Origin of the sequence: Paenibacillus dendritiformis, assembly GCF_021654795.1 — a bacterium.
Lineage (GTDB): Bacteria > Bacillota > Bacilli > Paenibacillales > Paenibacillaceae > Paenibacillus_B.
In genome coordinates, this window is the sequence record NZ_AP025344.1 from 6,335,090 (window position 1) to 6,353,204 (window position 18,115).

Sequence of the window (18,115 nt, forward strand, 5' to 3'; positions counted from 1 at the left end):
TCGGGAAGACAAGCATACATCATTATGAAGGAGTGACTTCAATGCTATTTGATACGCACACCCATTTAGATAATGAAGCCTTTGACGCCGACCGGGAGGAGATCATCGCCCGAGCCTATGAGCAGGGAGTCACGAAAATGGTAAACGTCGGGTTCAACCGGGAGACGATTCCGACGACGATGGCCTTGGCGGAGAAATACGAGTTTATATACGCGGCTGTGGGCTGGCATCCCACCGATGCCATCACGATGAAGCCCGAGGACATGCAGTGGATTGCCGATCTGACACAGCATGAGAAGGTAGTTGCCATCGGGGAGATCGGGCTTGACTACCATTGGGACACTTCCCCCAAGGATGTGCAGCAGCGCGTGTTCCGGGAACAAATCGGGCTTGCCCGCGAGTTGAAGCTGCCGATTATAATTCATAACCGCGAGGCACATGAGGATGTCGTCCGGATTTTGCGCGAGGAGAAGGCCAGCGAGGTCGGCGGCATCATGCACTCGTTCTCCGGAAGCTGGGAGACGGCTAAAATGTGCCTTGACATGGGGTTTTATATCTCATTTGGAGGGCCGATTACGTTCAAGAATGCCAAGCAGCCGAAGGAAGTGCTTGTCCGTATCCCGAATGACCGCCTGCTGGTCGAGACGGACTCCCCATATTTAACGCCGCATCCATTTCGAGGAAAGCGGAATGAGTCCGCATATGTTCGTCTCGTTGCTGAAGCGGCGGCTGAATTGAAAGGAATGGAATTTGAAGAAATTTGCAGAATGACGACTGAAAATGCTTTGACATGTTTTGACATACAATGAAAAGCGATGAAAAACCGATGAAATAAAGATGTAGGCCACCAAATAAGTGGATTCCATTATGAAAATGCGAAATTGTTACTTTTTTTTAACCCTTTTTCGCTTAAAACGGAATTGATACTGTCTTTACAAGGTGATTACAAACACGATATGATTTCTCACAGATGTTCGAAACGAAAACTTGAATATTGTTCCAACCAACCAGTATCGCTTAATCTCCTTGAGTGGAGAGCGGGGGAACCAAATGGCGTGTTGGCCGGCATCTATAGCCTGGCTGAACGCGTGGATTGATTCCTTGGGGTGAATTCGGTGCAGCCGAGCCATGAGCCGGTTCGCAGCGACAGGGCGACTCTCGCAGCCCGAACCCGACAGCTAACCTCGTCAGCGTACGGAGAGAGGGGTCCTCGTGCGTCCTTGACTGATGACGTTTGGGTTTCAATGAGAAGCCATGAAAGAGTCGCCTCTTGCACTAGGCTTCTTTTGTTTTTTCTTGAAATCTTCTTTTTTTGAATAAAGAAAAGAAAGACGTCATAGGTGTAAGAAACAGGAGGTGAGGAACAACCGTTACTGGTGTTGGTGCGGAGGAACCGCAAGGTTGCTTCGTAAACATTCTTCAAATAGTCGCGTCAGCCAGAAATCATGCGTAACACTCGACGGCGGGACTATGTAAGGAGGACCGAGAAGTGGGACAGCTCGTTCAAGACGAAACCCATGAACCCCGATCATCCAGCATGTCGCTCGCAATGCGATGGAAGCATGAAAATGTTCGTATCGTCTCTGTCATCATCGTTATGGCGGTTGTAATTACCTTGATAGCCGTATTATTTCAGTACAGCGCGTCCAAGAAGACCCTGTCCGTCTATGTGGATGGACGGGAAGAAGCTTTGGTAACCCGGGAATCGATGCTGCGCGATGTTTTGGATGAGCACGCGATAGCCGTTGGGGCCCATGATGTGGTATCGAAGCCGTTGGATTCGGAAATCGCCGATGGTGATCGGGTCATCATCGAGCGCGCCAAGCCGGTCAATATCGTGATGGCCGGCAAGAAAGCGACGCACTACACCACAAAGAAATCAGTGAATGAAGCATTGATCGCATTGAATATACCCGTCAAAGCGGAGGATAAGGTCATCCCTAAGAAAGAGACCGCCGTATCGGAAAATATGGACATCCGGATTATCGATGTCCGCAAAAATGTCGAGGAGCGAAAAGTAAAGGTTCCGTTCCGGACAGTAAAGAAAGCCGATCCGAGCTTGGCGAAGGGCAAGACGAAGACGGTGCAAAAAGGCCAGGAAGGCCTGGTGATCCAGAAGATCGAGAAGGTATACGAGGACGGCAAGCTCGTGTATTCCAAAATGGTGGACAAAAAGGTAAAGACGAAACAAGTGAACCAAATCGTTGCTTACGGCACCAAAAAAGAGCCGGAAGTCGCCGTACTGTCCGCCAGCGGGGGGAACCTGTCGAACGGAAGCCTTGATTTCAACTATAAAAAAGTGCTCAAAAACGTAGAGCTGACCGCCTATACCGAACAGGAGGGCTCTGCAGGCTCGAAGACGGCATCCGGGGCCATCGTCTCCGAAGGCCGCACCATCGCCGTCGATCCGGATGTCATACCGCTCGGCTGGTGGGTGTACATTGAAGGCATCGGATTCCGCCGCGCCGAAGATACCGGCGGCGCAGTCAAGGGGAACATCATTGATGTCTACTTCGACAGCAGCAGCACCGTCCGCAAATTCGGCCGCAAGCACGGATACACGGTGTACGTTATCGGTCCGGTGAAGCCGGAATTGAATTAGGGCGGCGTTATAACATATAGTAAGATACAACGTTTTATGTCATTCTAAGAAGAGGGAATTCCCTCTTCTTTTGTGTTTTTACATAGAGGCGCAGCGGGAACGGAGAGGAGCAGCAGTTGTGATTCGAGAAGTGATTGTAGTGGAAGGGAAAGATGATACCGTAGCCATCCAGCGGGCCGTGGAAGCCGATACGATCGAGACGGGAGGCTCGGCCGTCAGCGAGATGACGATACGGCGCATCGCCCTGGCGCAGGAACGGCGGGGAGTCATCATATTTACCGATCCGGATCATGCCGGGGAACGGATTCGGAAGAAGATCACGGAGCGGATCCCTGGCTGCAAGCACGCCTTCTTGCCGCGGCATGAAGCGATAGCCAAGGGGGATCTTGGCGTGGAGAACGCCTCCCCGGAGGCGATTCGGGCGGCGCTGGCCCAAGTCAGGACCGAGATGCCGCAGGCCGATGCAGAGCTTGAGTGGGCCGATTTGGTGGAAGCGGGCCTCACCATCCAGACGGGAGCGGCGGAACGCCGGAACCGGCTGGGGGAGATTCTCGGCATCGGATATTGCAATGCGAAGCAGCTGCTGAAGCGATGCCGCATGTTCCAGATCGGCCGGGCGGAATTCGAGACGGCGCTGGCCAGACTGGACGAGCAGGAGGCTTCTGCACATATCGTAACGGGTACGGAAGGAGAACGACAGAATGAACAAGCCTTCGATTGATATCGCAACGCCATCGAGGACGAAGGAGATTGTGCGCAAGCACGGATTTGCATTTAAGAAGAGCCTAGGCCAAAATTTTTTGGTCGATATGAATATTATGCGGCGTATCGTCGACGCAGCCGAACTCGACAGCAGGACAGGCGCGTTGGAAATCGGGCCGGGAATTGGAGCCTTGACGGAGCAGCTGGCTCAGCAGGCGGGTCAAGTGGCGGCAGTGGAGATCGATCAGCGCCTGATTCCGATTCTGGGCGAAGTGCTGGAGCCCTATCCGAATGTGCGGGTGGTTCACGGAGACGTGCTTAAGGTCGATCTGGGCGAGTTATTCCGGGAACAGTTCCACGCCATGGACAAGGTCAGCGTCGTAGCGAATCTGCCTTACTACGTGACGACCCCGATTTTGATGAAGCTGCTGGAGGAACGGCTCCCGCTCAAAAATATCGTCGTCATGATTCAGAAGGAGGTGGCCGAACGGATGGCGGCCCAACCCGGAACGAAGGATTACGGGAGCTTGAGCGCGGCGGTCCAATACTTCAGCGAGCCGCAGCTGGTATGCACCGTGCCTCCCTCCGTATTTATTCCGCAGCCGAATGTGGAGTCGGCCGTCATCAAGCTGCGCATCCGCGAGCAGCCGCCGGTAGAGGCGAGGGACGAAGCGCTCCTGTTCGAGGTCATCCAGGGGGCCTTCGCTCAGCGGAGAAAGACCCTGTGGAACAATATGAAGGCCAAATACGCCACGGCATTGGGAACGGATCTGCTGAGCCAGGCGTTCGCGGATGCCGATATCGATCCGAACCGCCGTGGAGAGACACTGTCGCTGCAAGAATTTGCCCGGTTCAGCAATGTGCTTCATGAGCGGTTCAAGGACGGGAAGGATGCCGCATCGCCAAAACAATGATCACCAAATGATGCATCTGCCCATAGGATGGTCGAAGAGAGGTGATCGATCCTATGAAGCAAGGAGATTTGGTTGTACGCAAGTCCTATGGCGGCGATATTACGTTCCGTGTGGAGACGGTCCATCGAGACGAGGCAATCATCAAGGGCACGGATTACCGCCTCATCGCCGACTCGCCGGTTCATGATCTGGTGAGAGTGCCTGAGTCGACCGTGAAGCGGCGGACACGCCAAGCTCATATCAAGATGCTGCAGTCGGTGGAAGCGCTCGAGGAGAAGAACAGGAGACAGACGGAACGGCAGCAGGCCGAAATCTCAATGGCTGACCCGGTCCATTCATCGGCTTATTTCGAAATGCCCGGCAAGGTGTTACACTTGGACGGAGATCCGAATTATTTGCAGAAAAGCATGGCGATCTATCGTCAGCTGCGGGTGCCTGCGGAGGGTCATTACGTGACCGAAGCGAATATGGCAGACGCGTTGTACCGGCTGCTGCCGGTGGTCCAGCCCGACATCGTCGTGCTGACAGGCCATGACGGCGTTCTCAAGCAGCTGAAGCAGCGCGATCTCTACAATCTGCAAAGCTACAAAAACTCCCAGAACTTCGTCAATGCCGTTCACATTGCCAGGCAGTTCGAACGCCATCTCGATCTGATGACGATTGTGGCGGGTGCATGCCAATCCCATTTTGAAGCGCTGCTTCAGGCGGGGGCCAACTTCGCCAGCTCACCCGGGCGGATTATGATTCACGCGCTTGATCCGGTCTATGTAGCGGTCAGGGCCTCCTACACCCCGGTCAAAGACACGGTGAAGATCGCGGAGATTTCGCCTCATACGATGTCGGGAATCGATGGGGTCGGCGGGATTGAGACGAGAGGAAGCTACCGGATCGGCATGCCGAAATGGAAGGATTTATCGACTTTGAAGGTTACACCGTCCGTTATTTGAATAAAAAACGAATTTTCATCATATGTTATACCATTTGGGCAAAAAAACACATTGACATTAATTTAAACTTGTTGTTATAATTATTTGTTAATTTGACAAAACCTCTGGAATTGTTTATAATGGACAAGGAAAGAGGTGGTGGCTGAAATGGCGAGAAACGCGCTGTTTGAAATTCGACGCTGTCTTGAAGCTCATGTAGGGCAGAAGATTATGCTTCGTGCGAATGGAGGCCGTCGTAAGACAATCGAACGCACGGGCGTGTTAGAAGAGACCTACCCTTCTGTATTTATTGTCAAGTTGGACCAGGATCAGAACGCGTTCAAGCGTGTATCCTACAGCTATGCAGATATATTAACCGATACGGTCGAAGTAACCGTATGCGCCGAGAACGGCGAGATGAAGATTGAATATGTTCGCGGCTAAGCGAACTGGATGGCAGTCCTTCGGGGCTGCCTTTTTGTTATTCCATATTTCGGATCGCCGCGGAACGAATAACGGTGCGGAGAACGACCCACATTATAGACATACCGCGTGCGCGGGAGCATGCGGCGAATTGCACAATACCCATGAATCCGGAAGGGTTCTTGCGAGGAGGTATGGCGATGGGCCGGAGAAGACGCAGCGGCTTCATGTCCGAGGAGTTGAAGACGGAGCTGGCCAAAGACCTGGGCTTCTATGACACCGTTCAGGAGTACGGGTGGGGTGCCATTCGTGCCAAGGACGCCGGGGATATGGTCAAGCGTGCCATTCAACTTGCCGAGCAAGCGGCAGCCAAGAAATCATGATCCTTCCTCTTCATTCCTAGCGAGCAGGCGCACTTCACCTGCTCGTTTTTTTGTTGGGGCGCAGGCTCCGGCTGTCGTGAATGACTTGGCCATTAGAGTCTGTTATAATAACCTAAGCGATCCGTAGGATAAAGAAGGGTGAACGTGAGTGAAGGTATACGAGAAAGCGCCGGCCAAAATCAATTTGCTGCTGGATGTGCTGAGAAAACGCAGCGACGGTTACCACGAAGTAGAGATGGTCATGACGATGGTCGATTTGGCGGATCGTCTCGAGATGGAGGAACTGCCGCGCGACACCATTATCATTTCCAGCCAGGCCGGCTTCATTCCGCTGGATGAGAAGAACCTGGCGTTCCAGGCGGCGAAGCTGATTAAGGAACGGTATGAAGTGAAGCAGGGCGTATATATTCACCTGGATAAAAAAATCCCCGTCGCCGCCGGATTGGCGGGGGGCAGCAGCGACGCGGCGGCGGCCTTGCGGGGTCTGAACCGGCTGTGGCGCCTCGGCATCCCGGATGAGGAACTGCAAGCGCTCGGGGCGGAGCTCGGCTCGGACGTTCCCTTCTGCGTCACCGGAGGTACGGCCATTGCGAGCGGGAGAGGAGAGCGGCTGCAGCCGATAGCCAATCCGCCGCAGTGTTGGGTTATTCTGGCCAAGCCGCCGATCAATGTGTCCACCGCGGATATTTACGGCCGCTTGCGCGCCGATAGAATTAAGGAACATCCCTCATTGGCCGCTATGGTACAGGCCATCGACGGGCATGACTTCTATGGGGTATGCCGCTCGCTCGGGAATGTGCTGGAGGACGTGACCCTGCCTCTGTATCCGGAGGTGCAGCAGCTGAAGGACGCGATGGTGAAGCTTGGCGCCGACGGCGTCCTGATGTCCGGCAGCGGGCCAACCGTATTCGGCCTTGTCTCGAGAGAGTCGAAGATAGCGAGAATTTATAACGGATTGAGAGGCTTCTGCAAGGAAGTCTATGCGGTCCGCCTGCTCGGTTCGCGACAGGGGAGCTGACGCTTAGGGGCGGCCTGCGAGTGCATGAGCGGGTGCCCGCTTCACGCCATGCGGCCCAGCGCCTTGACATATTGAGAAATTGTTGATAATGGACGTACATTCATGTAATATTTACATTATAATATTCGGTTTTTGTGAGTGAGGAGTCACGATGAAAAAAATGAAGCGCAGCGCCCGCTTGGTTGAAATGACGCAATACTTGATGACGAAGCCTCATACGCTCATTCCACTCACGACCTTCGCTGAACGCTATGGTGCGGCCAAGTCGTCCATCAGCGAAGATCTCGCGATTATCAAGGAAGTGCTCGAAGAGGAAGGGACGGGGGAACTGCTAACCCTTGCCGGAGCGGCCGGAGGCGTGAAGTTCATGCCGAAGTGCGGTCCAGACAAGGCTCTTCCGGTCATCGAGGAATTATGCACCGTCATGGAGCAGCCTGATCGCGTACTGCCCGGCGGTTATTTCTACATCACCGATATACTCGGCCAACCGGCGCTCATGAATGATATCGGACGCATGTTCGCTTCCGCATTCGCAGGGCGGGAGATCGACGTCGTCATGACGGTAGAGACGAAGGGGATTCCTATCGCCTACGCAACGGCGGCGCATCTCAATCTGCCGGTGGTGCTGGTGCGCCGGGACCATGTCGTCACGGAAGGATCGGCTGTCAGCATCAATTACGTATCCGGTTCGCATAAGAGCATTCATACCATGACCCTGGCCCGGCGGGCGCTGAAGGAGCGATCGCGCGTTTTGATCGTGGATGATTTCATGCGCGCGGGCGGAACGGTTCACGGCATGATCGAGCTGCTGCATGAGTTCAATGCGATGGTGGCCGGAGTCGGGGTCCTGGTCGAATCCGAAGACGTGCCGAAGGAAGAACGGCTGCTGCATGATTATGTGTCCTTGGTCCGGGTTGGAACGAAGGACCCAGGCGGCCGCCAGCTTGTTGTTCAGCCAGGCAATTATTTCGATGGAATGAAATAAGGCATCAGAGGTTCAGGATGAAAAGGAGGAAACGCCATGTCTGAAAAAATAGTTCCTGTAGCGACGAATGAGGCTCCTGCGGCGATCGGTCCCTATTCCCAAGCGGTGCGATGGGGCGAGCTTGTATTTACCTCCGGTCAAATACCGTTGACTGCGGAGGGCCAGCTCGTCGAGGGCGGTATTGAGGAGCAGACCCATCAAGTATTCCGCAATCTGAAGGCCGTGCTGGAGGAGGCAGGAACTTCTTTGGACAAGGTGCTCAAGGCGACCGTGTTCCTCAAGGATATGAATCAATTCGCTCAAATCAACGGGATTTACGAAGCTTATTTCGGATCCCATAAGCCGGCTCGCTCCACCGTAGAAGTGGCGCGGCTTCCCAAAGATGTGCTTGTCGAAATCGAACTGATCGCTACGATATAGATCGAAGCATGTCGAAACCGTTAAAGAGCGTTAAAAATTTCAAAAAAAAGCGCTTTTTGTGGCAAAAATAAGAAGGATTTTTGTTGCGCGTGTGGAATTATACACCAAGTCTTGATGGAAAAAGGTGGTGAACACACGTGCAAATTACTGATGTAAGACTCCGCCGCGTCAACACAGAGGGGAGAATGAAAGCAATCGCTTCCATTACGATCGACAATGAGTTTGTCGTTCACGACATTCGCGTTATCGATGGTAACAACGGCATGTTCGTTGCCATGCCAAGCAAACGGACGCCGGACGGCGAATTCCGCGATATTGCGCATCCGATTTCATCTGCAACACGCGAGAAAATTCAAGCTGCGGTACTGGCTGAATACGAGCGTGCGGCAACGGAAGAGGAAGTTATTGAAGAAGGCGCGTAAGCGTCTGGGTAATTATGGGGTTGCAAAGAAAGAGAGCCAATCATAGGGGGCTCTCTTTTCTTTTTGTTCATAATGAGATATATTCTTCTATGGAATCAAAGGGAGAGCAGGAGGTTGGACACTTTGAAAAGAATAGCCATTGTGCTTGCCGCCGGACAAGGCAAACGCATGAAGTCTAAGCTCTATAAAGTGCTTCATCCGGTGTGCGGCAAACCGATGGTGGGCCATGTACTCGATGCGGTGGAGCAGGTGCGCTGCGAACGCACCGTTGTCATTGTGGGGCATGGCGCCGAAGCGGTTCAAAGCTATCTGGGCGAACGGGCAGAGTTCGCGCTCCAAGCCGAGCAGCTTGGGACAGGACATGCCGTGAAGCAAGCCAAGGCGCTTCTGGACGGGGAGAAGGGAACGACGCTCGTCATTTGCGGCGACACTCCGCTAGTCACTTCCGAGACGCTGGCGCAGCTCATGGAGCTTCATGAAGGCGCACAAGCGTCGGCAACGATTTTGACGGCTGAACTGGATCAGCCGGCCGGATACGGCCGCGTGGTCCGCGGAACAGACGGTTCGGTCATGAAAATTGTTGAGCAGAAGGACTGCACGCCGGAAGAACAGCGCATCCGGGAAATTAATACGGGAACGTATTGCTTCGACAATAAGAAGCTGTTCGCCGCATTGGAGCAAATTACGAACCATAATGCTCAGCAGGAATATTATTTGACCGACGTTATCGGTATTTTGAAATCGCAAGGGGAAATCGTGCAAGCGTATTGTACGGCGGACGAAGCCGAGTCCATTGGCGTCAATGATCGCTGCGCTCTCGCCGAGGCCGAGCGGCTGATGCGGGAACGGATCAACAAGCGCCATATGGTGAATGGCGTAACGATTATCGATCCGGCGCATACGTATATCGAAGCGGGCGTCCGGATTGGGGCGGATACCGTCATTGAGCCCGGCACGGTGCTGCGCGGCAGCACGGTCATCGGGGAAGATTGCGTGATCGGCCCGAACAGCGATGTGGCCGATTCGGTCATCGGCGATCGCGTGCACGTCAAGCAATCGGTCCTGCAGGAGGCGGCCGTCGGCAGCGGCAGCAGCATCGGTCCATTTGCGTACTTGCGTCCCGGCGCCAAGCTGGGAGAGCAGGTGAAGGTCGGCGATTTCGTAGAGATTAAGAATGCATCTCTGGACGATCATGCCAAAGTATCGCATTTAAGCTATATAGGGGATGCGAAGGTAGGGAAGAATGTCAATATTGGCTGCGGCGCGATTACCGTCAACTATGACGGACATAATAAGTCCGTTACCGAGATCGGAGACGACGCGTTCATTGGCAGCAACGTCAACCTGATCGCTCCGGTCAAGGTCGGCGATGGAGCGTATGTCGTCGCCGGATCAACCATTACGCATGATATCCCTGCCGGCGATCTCGCCATTGCCCGTGAGCGGCAGACGAATAAGCCGGGGTACGCGGACAAGATCCGCGCCCGCGCGAAGGCAAAAAAAGAGCGGAACTCCTAATGATAACAGTTGCATTAAGCTCCCGTAAAGGGTAGCATTAAGTTGATAGACTTGAACGCGCATTGCCATTAACGGAAATGTAGAACTTCAATGAACAAGAACCGGCACGGAGGGTTATTCAAAATCATGACGTATTGTGATTCCAAGTTGAAAATATTCACTTGCAACTCCAATCCAAAATTGGCGCATCAAATCGCCGAGTACATCGGCATTCCTATGGGAGATGCCGTGACGACGAGCTTCAGCGACGGCGAGATTCAGATCAAGCTCTCCGAGAGCGTTCGCGGCTGCGACGTCTATGTCGTCCAGTCGACATGCGATCCGGTGAACGACAGTCTGATGGAGCTGCTTGTCATGGTCGACGCACTCAAGCGCGCGTCCGCCAAGAGCATTAACGTCGTCATTCCTTACTACGGCTACGCGAGACAAGATCGCAAGGCCCGTTCCCGCGATCCGATCACAGCGAAGCTGGTAGCCAATCTGATTGAGACGGCAGGCGCACATCGCGTCATTACCATGGATTTGCACGCAACACAGATTCAAGGATTTTTCGATATCCCGGTGGACCATTTGCTGGGAGTCCCGATCCTGGCCCAATACTTCCGCTCCAAGCAATTGGAAAATGTTGTGGTCGTATCGCCGGATCATGGCGGCGTCGTACGCGCCCGCAAGCTGGCTGACTTCTTGAATGCGCCGCTGGCGATTATCGATAAGCGCCGTCCGGAGCCGAACGTGAGCGAAGTCATGAACATTATCGGCGATATCAAAGGCAAAACCGCGATTATTATCGATGACATCATCGATACGGCGGGCACGATCGTGCTCGGAGCCAACGCGTTGGTGAAGGCGGGCGTCAAGGAAGTGTATGCTTGCTGCACGCACCCGGTCCTGTCCGGCCCAGCGATGGAACGATTGGAGAATTCACCGTTCAAAGAAGTGATTGTAACGGATACGATTCCAATCAAGCATGAGAATCCTTCCAGCAAATTGCAAGTGCTGTCGGTTGCTCCGTTAATGGGTGAAGCCATTATTCGCGTTCATGAAGAATTGTCCATCAGCAAGCTGTTCGAGATTGAATAAGAACAGCGTTCGCGTATGTCGCAACGTTACTTGGGGAAATAATCACAAGTAGTCTGAATAGTAAGGGTTACGTCTTTGACCGCTGGTCAGAGAAGTAACCCTTATCGGCATTGATAAAGGAGGAGCCGTCTTGAAATGGATTGTAGGGCTCGGGAACCCGGGCACGCAGTACGCGTCCACGCGCCATAATATCGGCTTCATGGCGATTGACAGGCTGGCGGAGCGCCATCAGATTCAGGTGCGCGACAGCAAATGCAAAGCCCTGATTGGCGAAGGGCGCGTCGGCACGGAGAAAATCGTGCTGATGAAGCCGATGACCTATATGAATCTATCGGGCGAAGCGGTACGAGCCTATATGGATTATTACAAGGCCGATCCGGCAGACCTGATCGTATTGTACGATGATATGGATACCGAGCTGGGCAAGGTCCGTCTGCGGTATCAAGGAAGCTCCGGCGGCCACAACGGCATCAAGTCGCTCATCCAGCACTTGGGCACCCAGTCGTTCAACCGGGTGCGTATGGGCATCTCCCGTCCGCAGCCAGGGCGCGAGATCGTGGATTACGTCCTGTCGCCCTTCGCCAAGGCCGAGCGCGACAAGCTGGAGGAGGCCATTGACAAAACCTGCGATGCGGTCGAATTTGCGCTGACGCATTCTTTTGATCAGACGATGGCCAAATTTAACGGGTAACCCGGCTAAACCGGCCCTATCCGGGACATACTGAGTAACTGAATCGGTATAATCTCGCGATAGGAGGCATATACATGTCTGTGAATTATGTCTGCAAACATTGTCATACGTTAATCGGGCGCGTCGAAGGGAGCGAGATCGACGAGACGAGACTCGGCTTTCATACTCTGACTGAGGCGGAGCGCCATGAATATATTAAGGTTCATACCAATGGAGACGTAACGGTGCGAATGACTTGCGATTTTTGTACAGAAGCGATCCAGATGCACCCCGAATTGTCCTTGCTGTCATCGCCTTTGCAATGACAGCTTGTTGCATGCGGAGATACGTCAGCCTTGGCTTGCCGCCGAGGCTTATTTTGGATGGACCGAATACTATAACCCTGAAAATATGATTACGCGGGTAAGAAAGAGAGGCCTGTCCTTTGTTAAACGCACTCATGAAAGCATTATCTGGAGAGCGGGATATCGACTCCATCGTCGAAGGCATTCGCAGCGGGATGAAGGAGCAACTGGTATCCGGCCTGGCCGGCTCGACGCGGCAGGTCATGATGGCTGCTCTGCATCATCAGTTGGAGCGGCCCCTGCTGGTCGTGACGCACAATATGTTCTCTGCGCAGAAGGTGGCGGAGGATCTGCAAGAATGCTTGTCTCCGGACCAAATATTGTTGTACCCGGCGAATGAGCTGGTCGCTGCGGAAGCGGCCATCTCCAGTCCGGAAGTGATTGCACAGCGGATTGAGGCACTGACCGGCATCGCCCGCGGATTCCGCGGGATCGTCGTAACTCCGTATGCGGGGCTGCGGCGGTTTTTGCCTGCCCGGGAGACGATGGCATCCTCTCAATTCACGATCGCCGTTGGCGACGAGGTGAAGCTAGATTCGTTCCTGGAATCCCTGGTCTTCCTCGGCTATGAGCGGACCGAACGGGTGGAAGCCGCCGGAGAATTCAGTGTCCGGGGCGGCATCGTCGACCTTTACCCGCTGACATCGCCTTATCCGTACCGGATCGAGTGGTTCGACGACGAGATCGATTCGATCCGTTCCTTCGACGCGGCCGATCAACGTTCGGTGGAGAAGCTGAAGCAGTTGACTATCCCGCCGGCAAAGGAATGGATTGCCGACAAGACACGCTTCGCCCAGGCGGCCGAAGCGGCTTCCGCACGTCTGGAGGAGCAATTGGCCCGAATGACCGATCGCCAGGTGAAGGAGAAGCTCCAACAGGAGATTGGTCACGATATCGAACGGCTCCGGGGCGCTTCCTATTTTAGTGAAATGTATAAATACGTGTCGCTGCTCTATCCGGAGCGGCATACGCTCTATGACTACATGCCGCAGGATACGCTGCTTCTGATAGACGAGCCGGCCCGGGTCATGGAGACGGCCAAGCAGTTGGAACGCGATGAAGCGGAGTGGAGCACGCATCTGCTGCAGAACGGCAAATCGCTGCCGTCGCTGGAGCTGGGCCTATCCGCTGACGCAGCTATGGGCAAGCGTCCGTTCCAGACGCTGTTCATGGCGCTGTTCCTGCGCCAGGTGCCGCACACCCAGCCTCAGAACATCGTCAATGTCATGTGCCGGACGATGCAGAACTTCCATGGGCAGATGAATGTGCTCAAGGCCGAGATGGAACGGTGGAAAAAAGCCGGGGCGAATGTCGTCATTCTGGCCAACGGACCGGAGCGGGTAGATCGGGTGCGCCGGGTGCTGCAGGACTACCAGATTCCGGAGCCGACGATTATGACCGGGAATCTGCAGTCGGGCTTCGAGCTGCCTTCGATCCATCTCGTCGTGATCACCGAGGGCGAGATGTTCTCCCAGAAGCAGCGCAAGACGCGGCGCGCCGACGCAAGCATGAAGATGGACAATGCGGAGCGCATCCGCAATTACACCGAGCTGAAAATCGGGGATTACGTCGTCCATCAGAATCATGGCATCGGCAAATATATCGGCATCGGCACCCTGGAGATCAACGGCATCCATAAAGACTATCTGCATATTATGTATGCCGGCGGCGACAAGCTGTCCGTGCCGGTCGATCAGCTCCATCTCATTCAGCGCTATGTCAGCTCGGAGGAGAAGGAGCCGAAAATATACAAGCTGGGCGGAACGGAATGGACCAAGGTCAAAAATAAAGTCCGATCATCGGTCAAGGACATTGCCGACGATCTGATTAAGCTGTATGCAGCTAGACAAGCCTCATCCGGCTATGCCTTCGACAAAGATACCCCGGAGCAGCAGGAATTCGAGGACCTGTTCCCATATGAGGAGACGCGGGATCAACTGCGCGCGATCGCGGAGATCAAGAAGGACATGGAGCTGCCGCGGCCGATGGATCGGCTGTTGTGCGGCGATGTCGGCTACGGCAAGACAGAGGTCGCGGTGCGCGCCGCCTTCAAGGCGGCTATTGAGGGCAAGCAGGTGGCGGTCCTCGTGCCGACGACGATCCTGGCCCAGCAGCATTACGAGACATTCCGCGAGCGCTTCGCGGACTATCCTTTCAATATTCAGGTAATGAGCCGGTTCCGGTCGCGCAAAGAACAGAATGAGACGATCAAGGGCTTGAAGACGGGGGTCGTCGATGTGGTCATCGGGACGCACCGCTTGCTCTCTCAGGATGTCGTGTTCAAGGAACTGGGATTGCTGATCGTGGATGAAGAGCAGCGCTTCGGCGTCACGCACAAGGAGAAGCTGAAGAAGCTGAAGACGAATGTGGACGTGCTGACGCTGACAGCGACGCCGATTCCGCGCACGCTTCATATGTCGATGCTCGGCGTGCGGGACTTGTCTGTCATCGAGACGCCGCCGGAGAACCGCTTCCCGGTTCAGACGTATGTGCTGGAATACAGCGATTCGCTGGTGAGGGAAGCGATTGAACGCGAGCTGTCGCGGGACGGCCAAGTGTATTTCCTGTTCAACCGGGTGCAGGGCATCCATCAGATGGCGGATCATATCAAGATGCTGGTGCCGGAAGCGAAGGTGGCGGTAAGCCACGGCCAGATGTCGGAGACGGAACTGGAGAAGACGATTCTCGACTTCCTCGACGGGGAGTACGACGTGCTGGTCAGCACAAGCATTATCGAGACCGGGGTGGACATCCCGAACGTCAATACGCTCATCGTGCATGACGCGGACAAGATGGGCTTGTCCCAGTTGTATCAGCTTCGCGGGCGCGTCGGGCGCTCGAACCGGATCGCCTATGCGTATTTCACCTACCAGCGCGACAAAGTCTTGAACGAGGTCGCGGAGAAGCGCCTGCAAGCGATCAAGGAATTCACCGAGCTCGGCTCCGGCTTCAAGATCGCGATGCGCGACCTGTCGATTCGGGGCGCGGGCAATCTGCTGGGCGCGGAGCAGCATGGCTTCATCGCTTCGGTCGGCTTCGATCTGTACTCGCAGATGCTCGCCGATGAGATCAACAAGCGCAAAGCCGAACTGGACGGGGTCGCCATTCGCGACCAGCAGGAGCTGTCGACGCTCATCGATCTCAACATCGACGCCTATTTGCCGCCGAATTATATTTATGATAGTATTCAGAAGATCGAGATCTACAAAAAGGTTGCCGGTCTCGCCTCATTGGAGGAAGTCGAAGAATTGCGCGATGAACTCATCGATCGCTTTGGTGAACCGCCGCTTGCCGTCTTGCAACTGCTTGCCGTCGCACGGCTGAAGCTGCATGCGAAGCAGTATGGATTGGAATCCATCGTGCAGCGCGGGGATACGGTCACCATGAAGGTCCACCCTTCGGCTGAACCATGGCTTGACCGTAAGAAGCTGGCAACGATTGCGGCCCGCATCGATCGGCGCATCGCCGTCGATCGCGAAGCGCATGGCACGGTGAAAATCAATGCGCGCGGGTTGGATGCAATGCAGCTGCTGATGCAATTGGAGCAGTTCATGCTTGAAGCTACAGACGCGATCAAAGCGAAGGGAGAATTACAACATGTTGCAAAATAAACACACACGCTCCAAAAAATGGCTGCTGCTCGCGCTGTCTGCCGTGTTGACGCTGTCCGTCCTGGCGGGATGCGGCAAGAAAGATACAACGGCGGCATCGGAGGATGGAAGCAAAGTGGTGGCTACCTATGAAGGCGGAGAAGTGACCGAGAGCGAATTCAAAAAGGAAATGGCCAATATGCTCGTGTTCTATCCGGAATATGAGCAAATCGTCGGCATGGATCAGTTCAAGGAATATTTCTTGAAGCAGCAGATCGCTTACCTGTATCTGGAGGGCAAAGCGTCCGACAAGGCCAAGAAAACAGGTCAAGAGAAGGCCAAGGAACAACTGGACTTGATGAAGAAGCAGGCGGGCGATGACGAGTTCAAGAAAATGCTGGATGCCCAAAAGCTGACCGAGGCCGACGTGACGGCGTATATGACCCGGATTTTGACGGTCGTTCAAGATTACAATGATAAAGTCACCGATGAGCAACTGAAGGCCGAGTTCGAGAAGAACAAGAAGGACTTGACGGTGGCGACCGTTCGCCACGTGCTGATCGGCTTCAAGGATAAGGATGGCAAAGAACGCAAAAAAGAAGATGCGCTCAAGATGGCCAAAGATATCCAAGCCCGTCTGAAGAAGGGCGAGGACTTCGCGAAGGTGGCCAAGGAAAACTCGGATGACACCGGATCGGCTTCCAACGGCGGCTTGTACAAGGATGTGGCGGTAGGGAATTGGGTACCTCAATTCAAGGAGGCGGCTCTGACGCTGCCGATCAACGAGATCAGCGAGCCGGTCGAGACCGACTACGGCTACCATGTCATGCGGGTCGAAGCCCGTGCAGAGAAGACCTTCGACAAGCTGACCGACACCGAGAAGACGTCGCTGCGCACCCGGGCCGCATCGGAATTGATGAACGACTTCATGGAGAAAGACCTGGAGAAGATCATCAAGAAAATCGATCTGCCGCAAACTCAGGAGCAGCCGGACGCATCCAAGGAAGAGCAGCCGGCCGACTCGACAGGCGACAAGAAGGATACGAAGCAGGACGACAACAAAACCGAGACGCCACAGGACAACAACGCGGCAACAGACAAGAAAGAGGACAAGGCGGAAGGCACGAAATAAAGTGATTCACCAGCTGCGGCTGTCCCCGGTGTCGGGGACGGCCTCTTTATTTTGTGGCCCTCTAGGGAGAAAGTCCTAGTACAAGCGAGGATTCGACAAAAACAGAGTTTTAGGATAAAATTATCCAGTGTTAACGACAAATAAATGTGAAAATTTTGAGAAAAGTGGAGAAAATATGTCGTTAAATGTCGAAAAATGTGAAGTGCTTTGCAGTCAACGGGGCATGAACGGAGTATCATGAAATGTATAAGAAGGTGGGAGCAGATGAATACTATGGTCAGAGTTTGAAACTATACCGCATCTCTCCTAAAAACAATAATCCAGTTGACCTTTAAAACTAATCTTGGAAAGCGGGGCAACCTTTAATGAAAGCTACTGGTATTGTTCGTCGTATTGATGATCTCGGACGCGTGGTCATTCCCAAAGAAATTCGTCGCACGCTGCGTATTCGCGAAGGTGATCCACTTGAAATTTTCGTTGATCGCGACGGGGAAGTCATCCTCAAAAAATATTCGCCTATCGGGGAACTGGGCGATTTCGCCAAGGAATATGCGGAGTCTCTGTATGAAAGCACAGGCCACATCACGATGATCTCCGACCGCGACACCATCATCGCGCTGGCTGGAGGCTCGAAGAAGGAATTTTTGGACAAGCAGATCGGCATGCTGCTGGAAAACTGCATGGACAACCGCAAGTCGGTGCTGGAGACGAATTCCGGCAATTATGAGATCGTGAAGGATCATCAGGAGACGTTGTCTTCTTTTGTCGCTGCGCCGATTGTATCGGGCGGGGATCCGATTGGAACGGTCGTGCTGTTGAATCGGGATGACAGCGTCAAGATGGGTCAGATGGAAGTGAAAATGGCGGAAACGGCTGCCGGCTTCCTCGGAAAACAAATGGAACAATAATCCGCTCCGGCGGTGCATCGCTCCTGCTCGTGAAGGGCCGCCCCAAGGCGTGCGCCC

The 18,115-nt window shown here is 54.1% G+C and carries 18 protein-coding genes and 1 riboswitch; all 18 genes read left to right on the top strand.

Annotation, left to right across the window (positions count from 1 at the left end; genetic code table 11):
• The first annotated feature begins 41 nt into the window (after window positions 1–41).
• Window positions 42–809, top strand: a complete 768-nt coding sequence (locus L6439_RS28130) for a TatD family hydrolase (protein WP_168180929.1) — start codon at window positions 42–44, stop codon at window positions 807–809.
• Between the two features lie 195 nt (window positions 810–1,004).
• Window positions 1,005–1,209: riboswitch (cyclic di-AMP (ydaO/yuaA leader) on the top strand.
• Between the two features lie 280 nt (window positions 1,210–1,489).
• Window positions 1,490–2,602, top strand: a complete 1,113-nt coding sequence (locus L6439_RS28135; RefSeq protein WP_168180928.1) for a resuscitation-promoting factor — start codon at window positions 1,490–1,492, stop codon at window positions 2,600–2,602.
• A 118-nt stretch (window positions 2,603–2,720) separates the two neighbouring features.
• Entirely contained in the window at window positions 2,721–3,323 is a 603-nt protein-coding gene (rnmV, locus tag L6439_RS28140) for a ribonuclease M5 (RefSeq protein WP_168180927.1), read from the top strand.
• Window positions 3,304–4,218, top strand: a complete 915-nt coding sequence (gene rsmA / locus L6439_RS28145; RefSeq protein WP_168180926.1) for a 16S rRNA (adenine(1518)-N(6)/adenine(1519)-N(6))-dimethyltransferase RsmA — start codon at window positions 3,304–3,306, stop codon at window positions 4,216–4,218. The genes rnmV and rsmA overlap by 20 nt, the downstream gene beginning before the upstream one ends.
• A 53-nt stretch (window positions 4,219–4,271) precedes the next feature.
• A complete protein-coding gene (gene yabG / locus L6439_RS28150; protein WP_168180925.1) occupies window positions 4,272–5,165 on the top strand; it encodes a sporulation peptidase YabG in 894 nt (297 codons plus the stop codon).
• A gap of 147 nt (window positions 5,166–5,312) precedes the next feature.
• A complete protein-coding gene (veg, locus tag L6439_RS28155; RefSeq protein ID WP_006678203.1) occupies window positions 5,313–5,588 on the top strand; it encodes a biofilm formation stimulator Veg in 276 nt (91 codons plus the stop codon).
• 179 nt (window positions 5,589–5,767) lie between these two features.
• Entirely contained in the window at window positions 5,768–5,950 is a 183-nt protein-coding gene (locus L6439_RS28160; protein WP_006285897.1) for an alpha/beta-type small acid-soluble spore protein, read from the top strand.
• Window positions 5,951–6,098: 148 nt separating this feature from the next.
• Complete coding sequence (gene ispE / locus L6439_RS28165) at window positions 6,099–6,968, top strand: 4-(cytidine 5'-diphospho)-2-C-methyl-D-erythritol kinase (RefSeq protein ID WP_168180923.1); 870 nt, start codon at window positions 6,099–6,101, stop codon at window positions 6,966–6,968.
• A 151-nt stretch (window positions 6,969–7,119) separates the two neighbouring features.
• Window positions 7,120–7,953 carry a pur operon repressor gene (gene purR / locus L6439_RS28170; RefSeq protein ID WP_168180922.1) on the top strand — a complete coding sequence of 278 codons (834 nt, stop codon included), beginning with the start codon at window positions 7,120–7,122 and terminating at the stop codon, window positions 7,951–7,953.
• 36 nt (window positions 7,954–7,989) lie between these two features.
• Window positions 7,990–8,373 (top strand): RidA family protein, encoded by a 384-nt coding sequence (locus L6439_RS28175; protein ID WP_168180921.1) that lies wholly within the window; start codon window positions 7,990–7,992, stop codon window positions 8,371–8,373.
• Window positions 8,374–8,510: 137 nt separating this feature from the next.
• On the top strand, window positions 8,511–8,795 hold the full coding sequence (gene spoVG, locus L6439_RS28180; protein ID WP_005545528.1) for a septation regulator SpoVG: 285 nt from the start codon (window positions 8,511–8,513) through the stop codon (window positions 8,793–8,795).
• 123 nt (window positions 8,796–8,918) lie between these two features.
• Window positions 8,919–10,313 carry a bifunctional UDP-N-acetylglucosamine diphosphorylase/glucosamine-1-phosphate N-acetyltransferase GlmU gene (glmU, locus tag L6439_RS28185; protein WP_269155965.1) on the top strand — a complete coding sequence of 465 codons (1,395 nt, stop codon included), beginning with the start codon at window positions 8,919–8,921 and terminating at the stop codon, window positions 10,311–10,313.
• 126 nt (window positions 10,314–10,439) lie between these two features.
• Window positions 10,440–11,393: a ribose-phosphate diphosphokinase gene (locus L6439_RS28190; protein ID WP_213471547.1), complete on the top strand. Its 954-nt coding sequence runs from the start codon at window positions 10,440–10,442 to the stop codon at window positions 11,391–11,393.
• A gap of 130 nt (window positions 11,394–11,523) precedes the next feature.
• Window positions 11,524–12,084, top strand: a complete 561-nt coding sequence (pth, locus tag L6439_RS28195) for an aminoacyl-tRNA hydrolase (RefSeq protein WP_197259769.1) — start codon at window positions 11,524–11,526, stop codon at window positions 12,082–12,084.
• A gap of 74 nt (window positions 12,085–12,158) precedes the next feature.
• Complete coding sequence (locus L6439_RS28200) at window positions 12,159–12,389, top strand: anti-sigma-F factor Fin (RefSeq protein WP_197259768.1); 231 nt, start codon at window positions 12,159–12,161, stop codon at window positions 12,387–12,389.
• A gap of 119 nt (window positions 12,390–12,508) precedes the next feature.
• Window positions 12,509–16,039, top strand: coding sequence for a transcription-repair coupling factor (gene mfd / locus L6439_RS28205; protein WP_213471548.1), 3,531 nt, complete (start codon window positions 12,509–12,511; stop codon window positions 16,037–16,039).
• Entirely contained in the window at window positions 16,026–17,150 is a 1,125-nt protein-coding gene (locus L6439_RS28210; protein WP_213471549.1) for a peptidylprolyl isomerase, read from the top strand. Before mfd ends, L6439_RS28210 begins: the two co-directional genes overlap by 14 nt.
• A gap of 365 nt (window positions 17,151–17,515) precedes the next feature.
• On the top strand, window positions 17,516–18,058 hold the full coding sequence (gene spoVT, locus L6439_RS28215; RefSeq protein WP_006678215.1) for a stage V sporulation protein T: 543 nt from the start codon (window positions 17,516–17,518) through the stop codon (window positions 18,056–18,058).
• Window positions 18,059–18,115 lie beyond the last annotated feature (57 nt).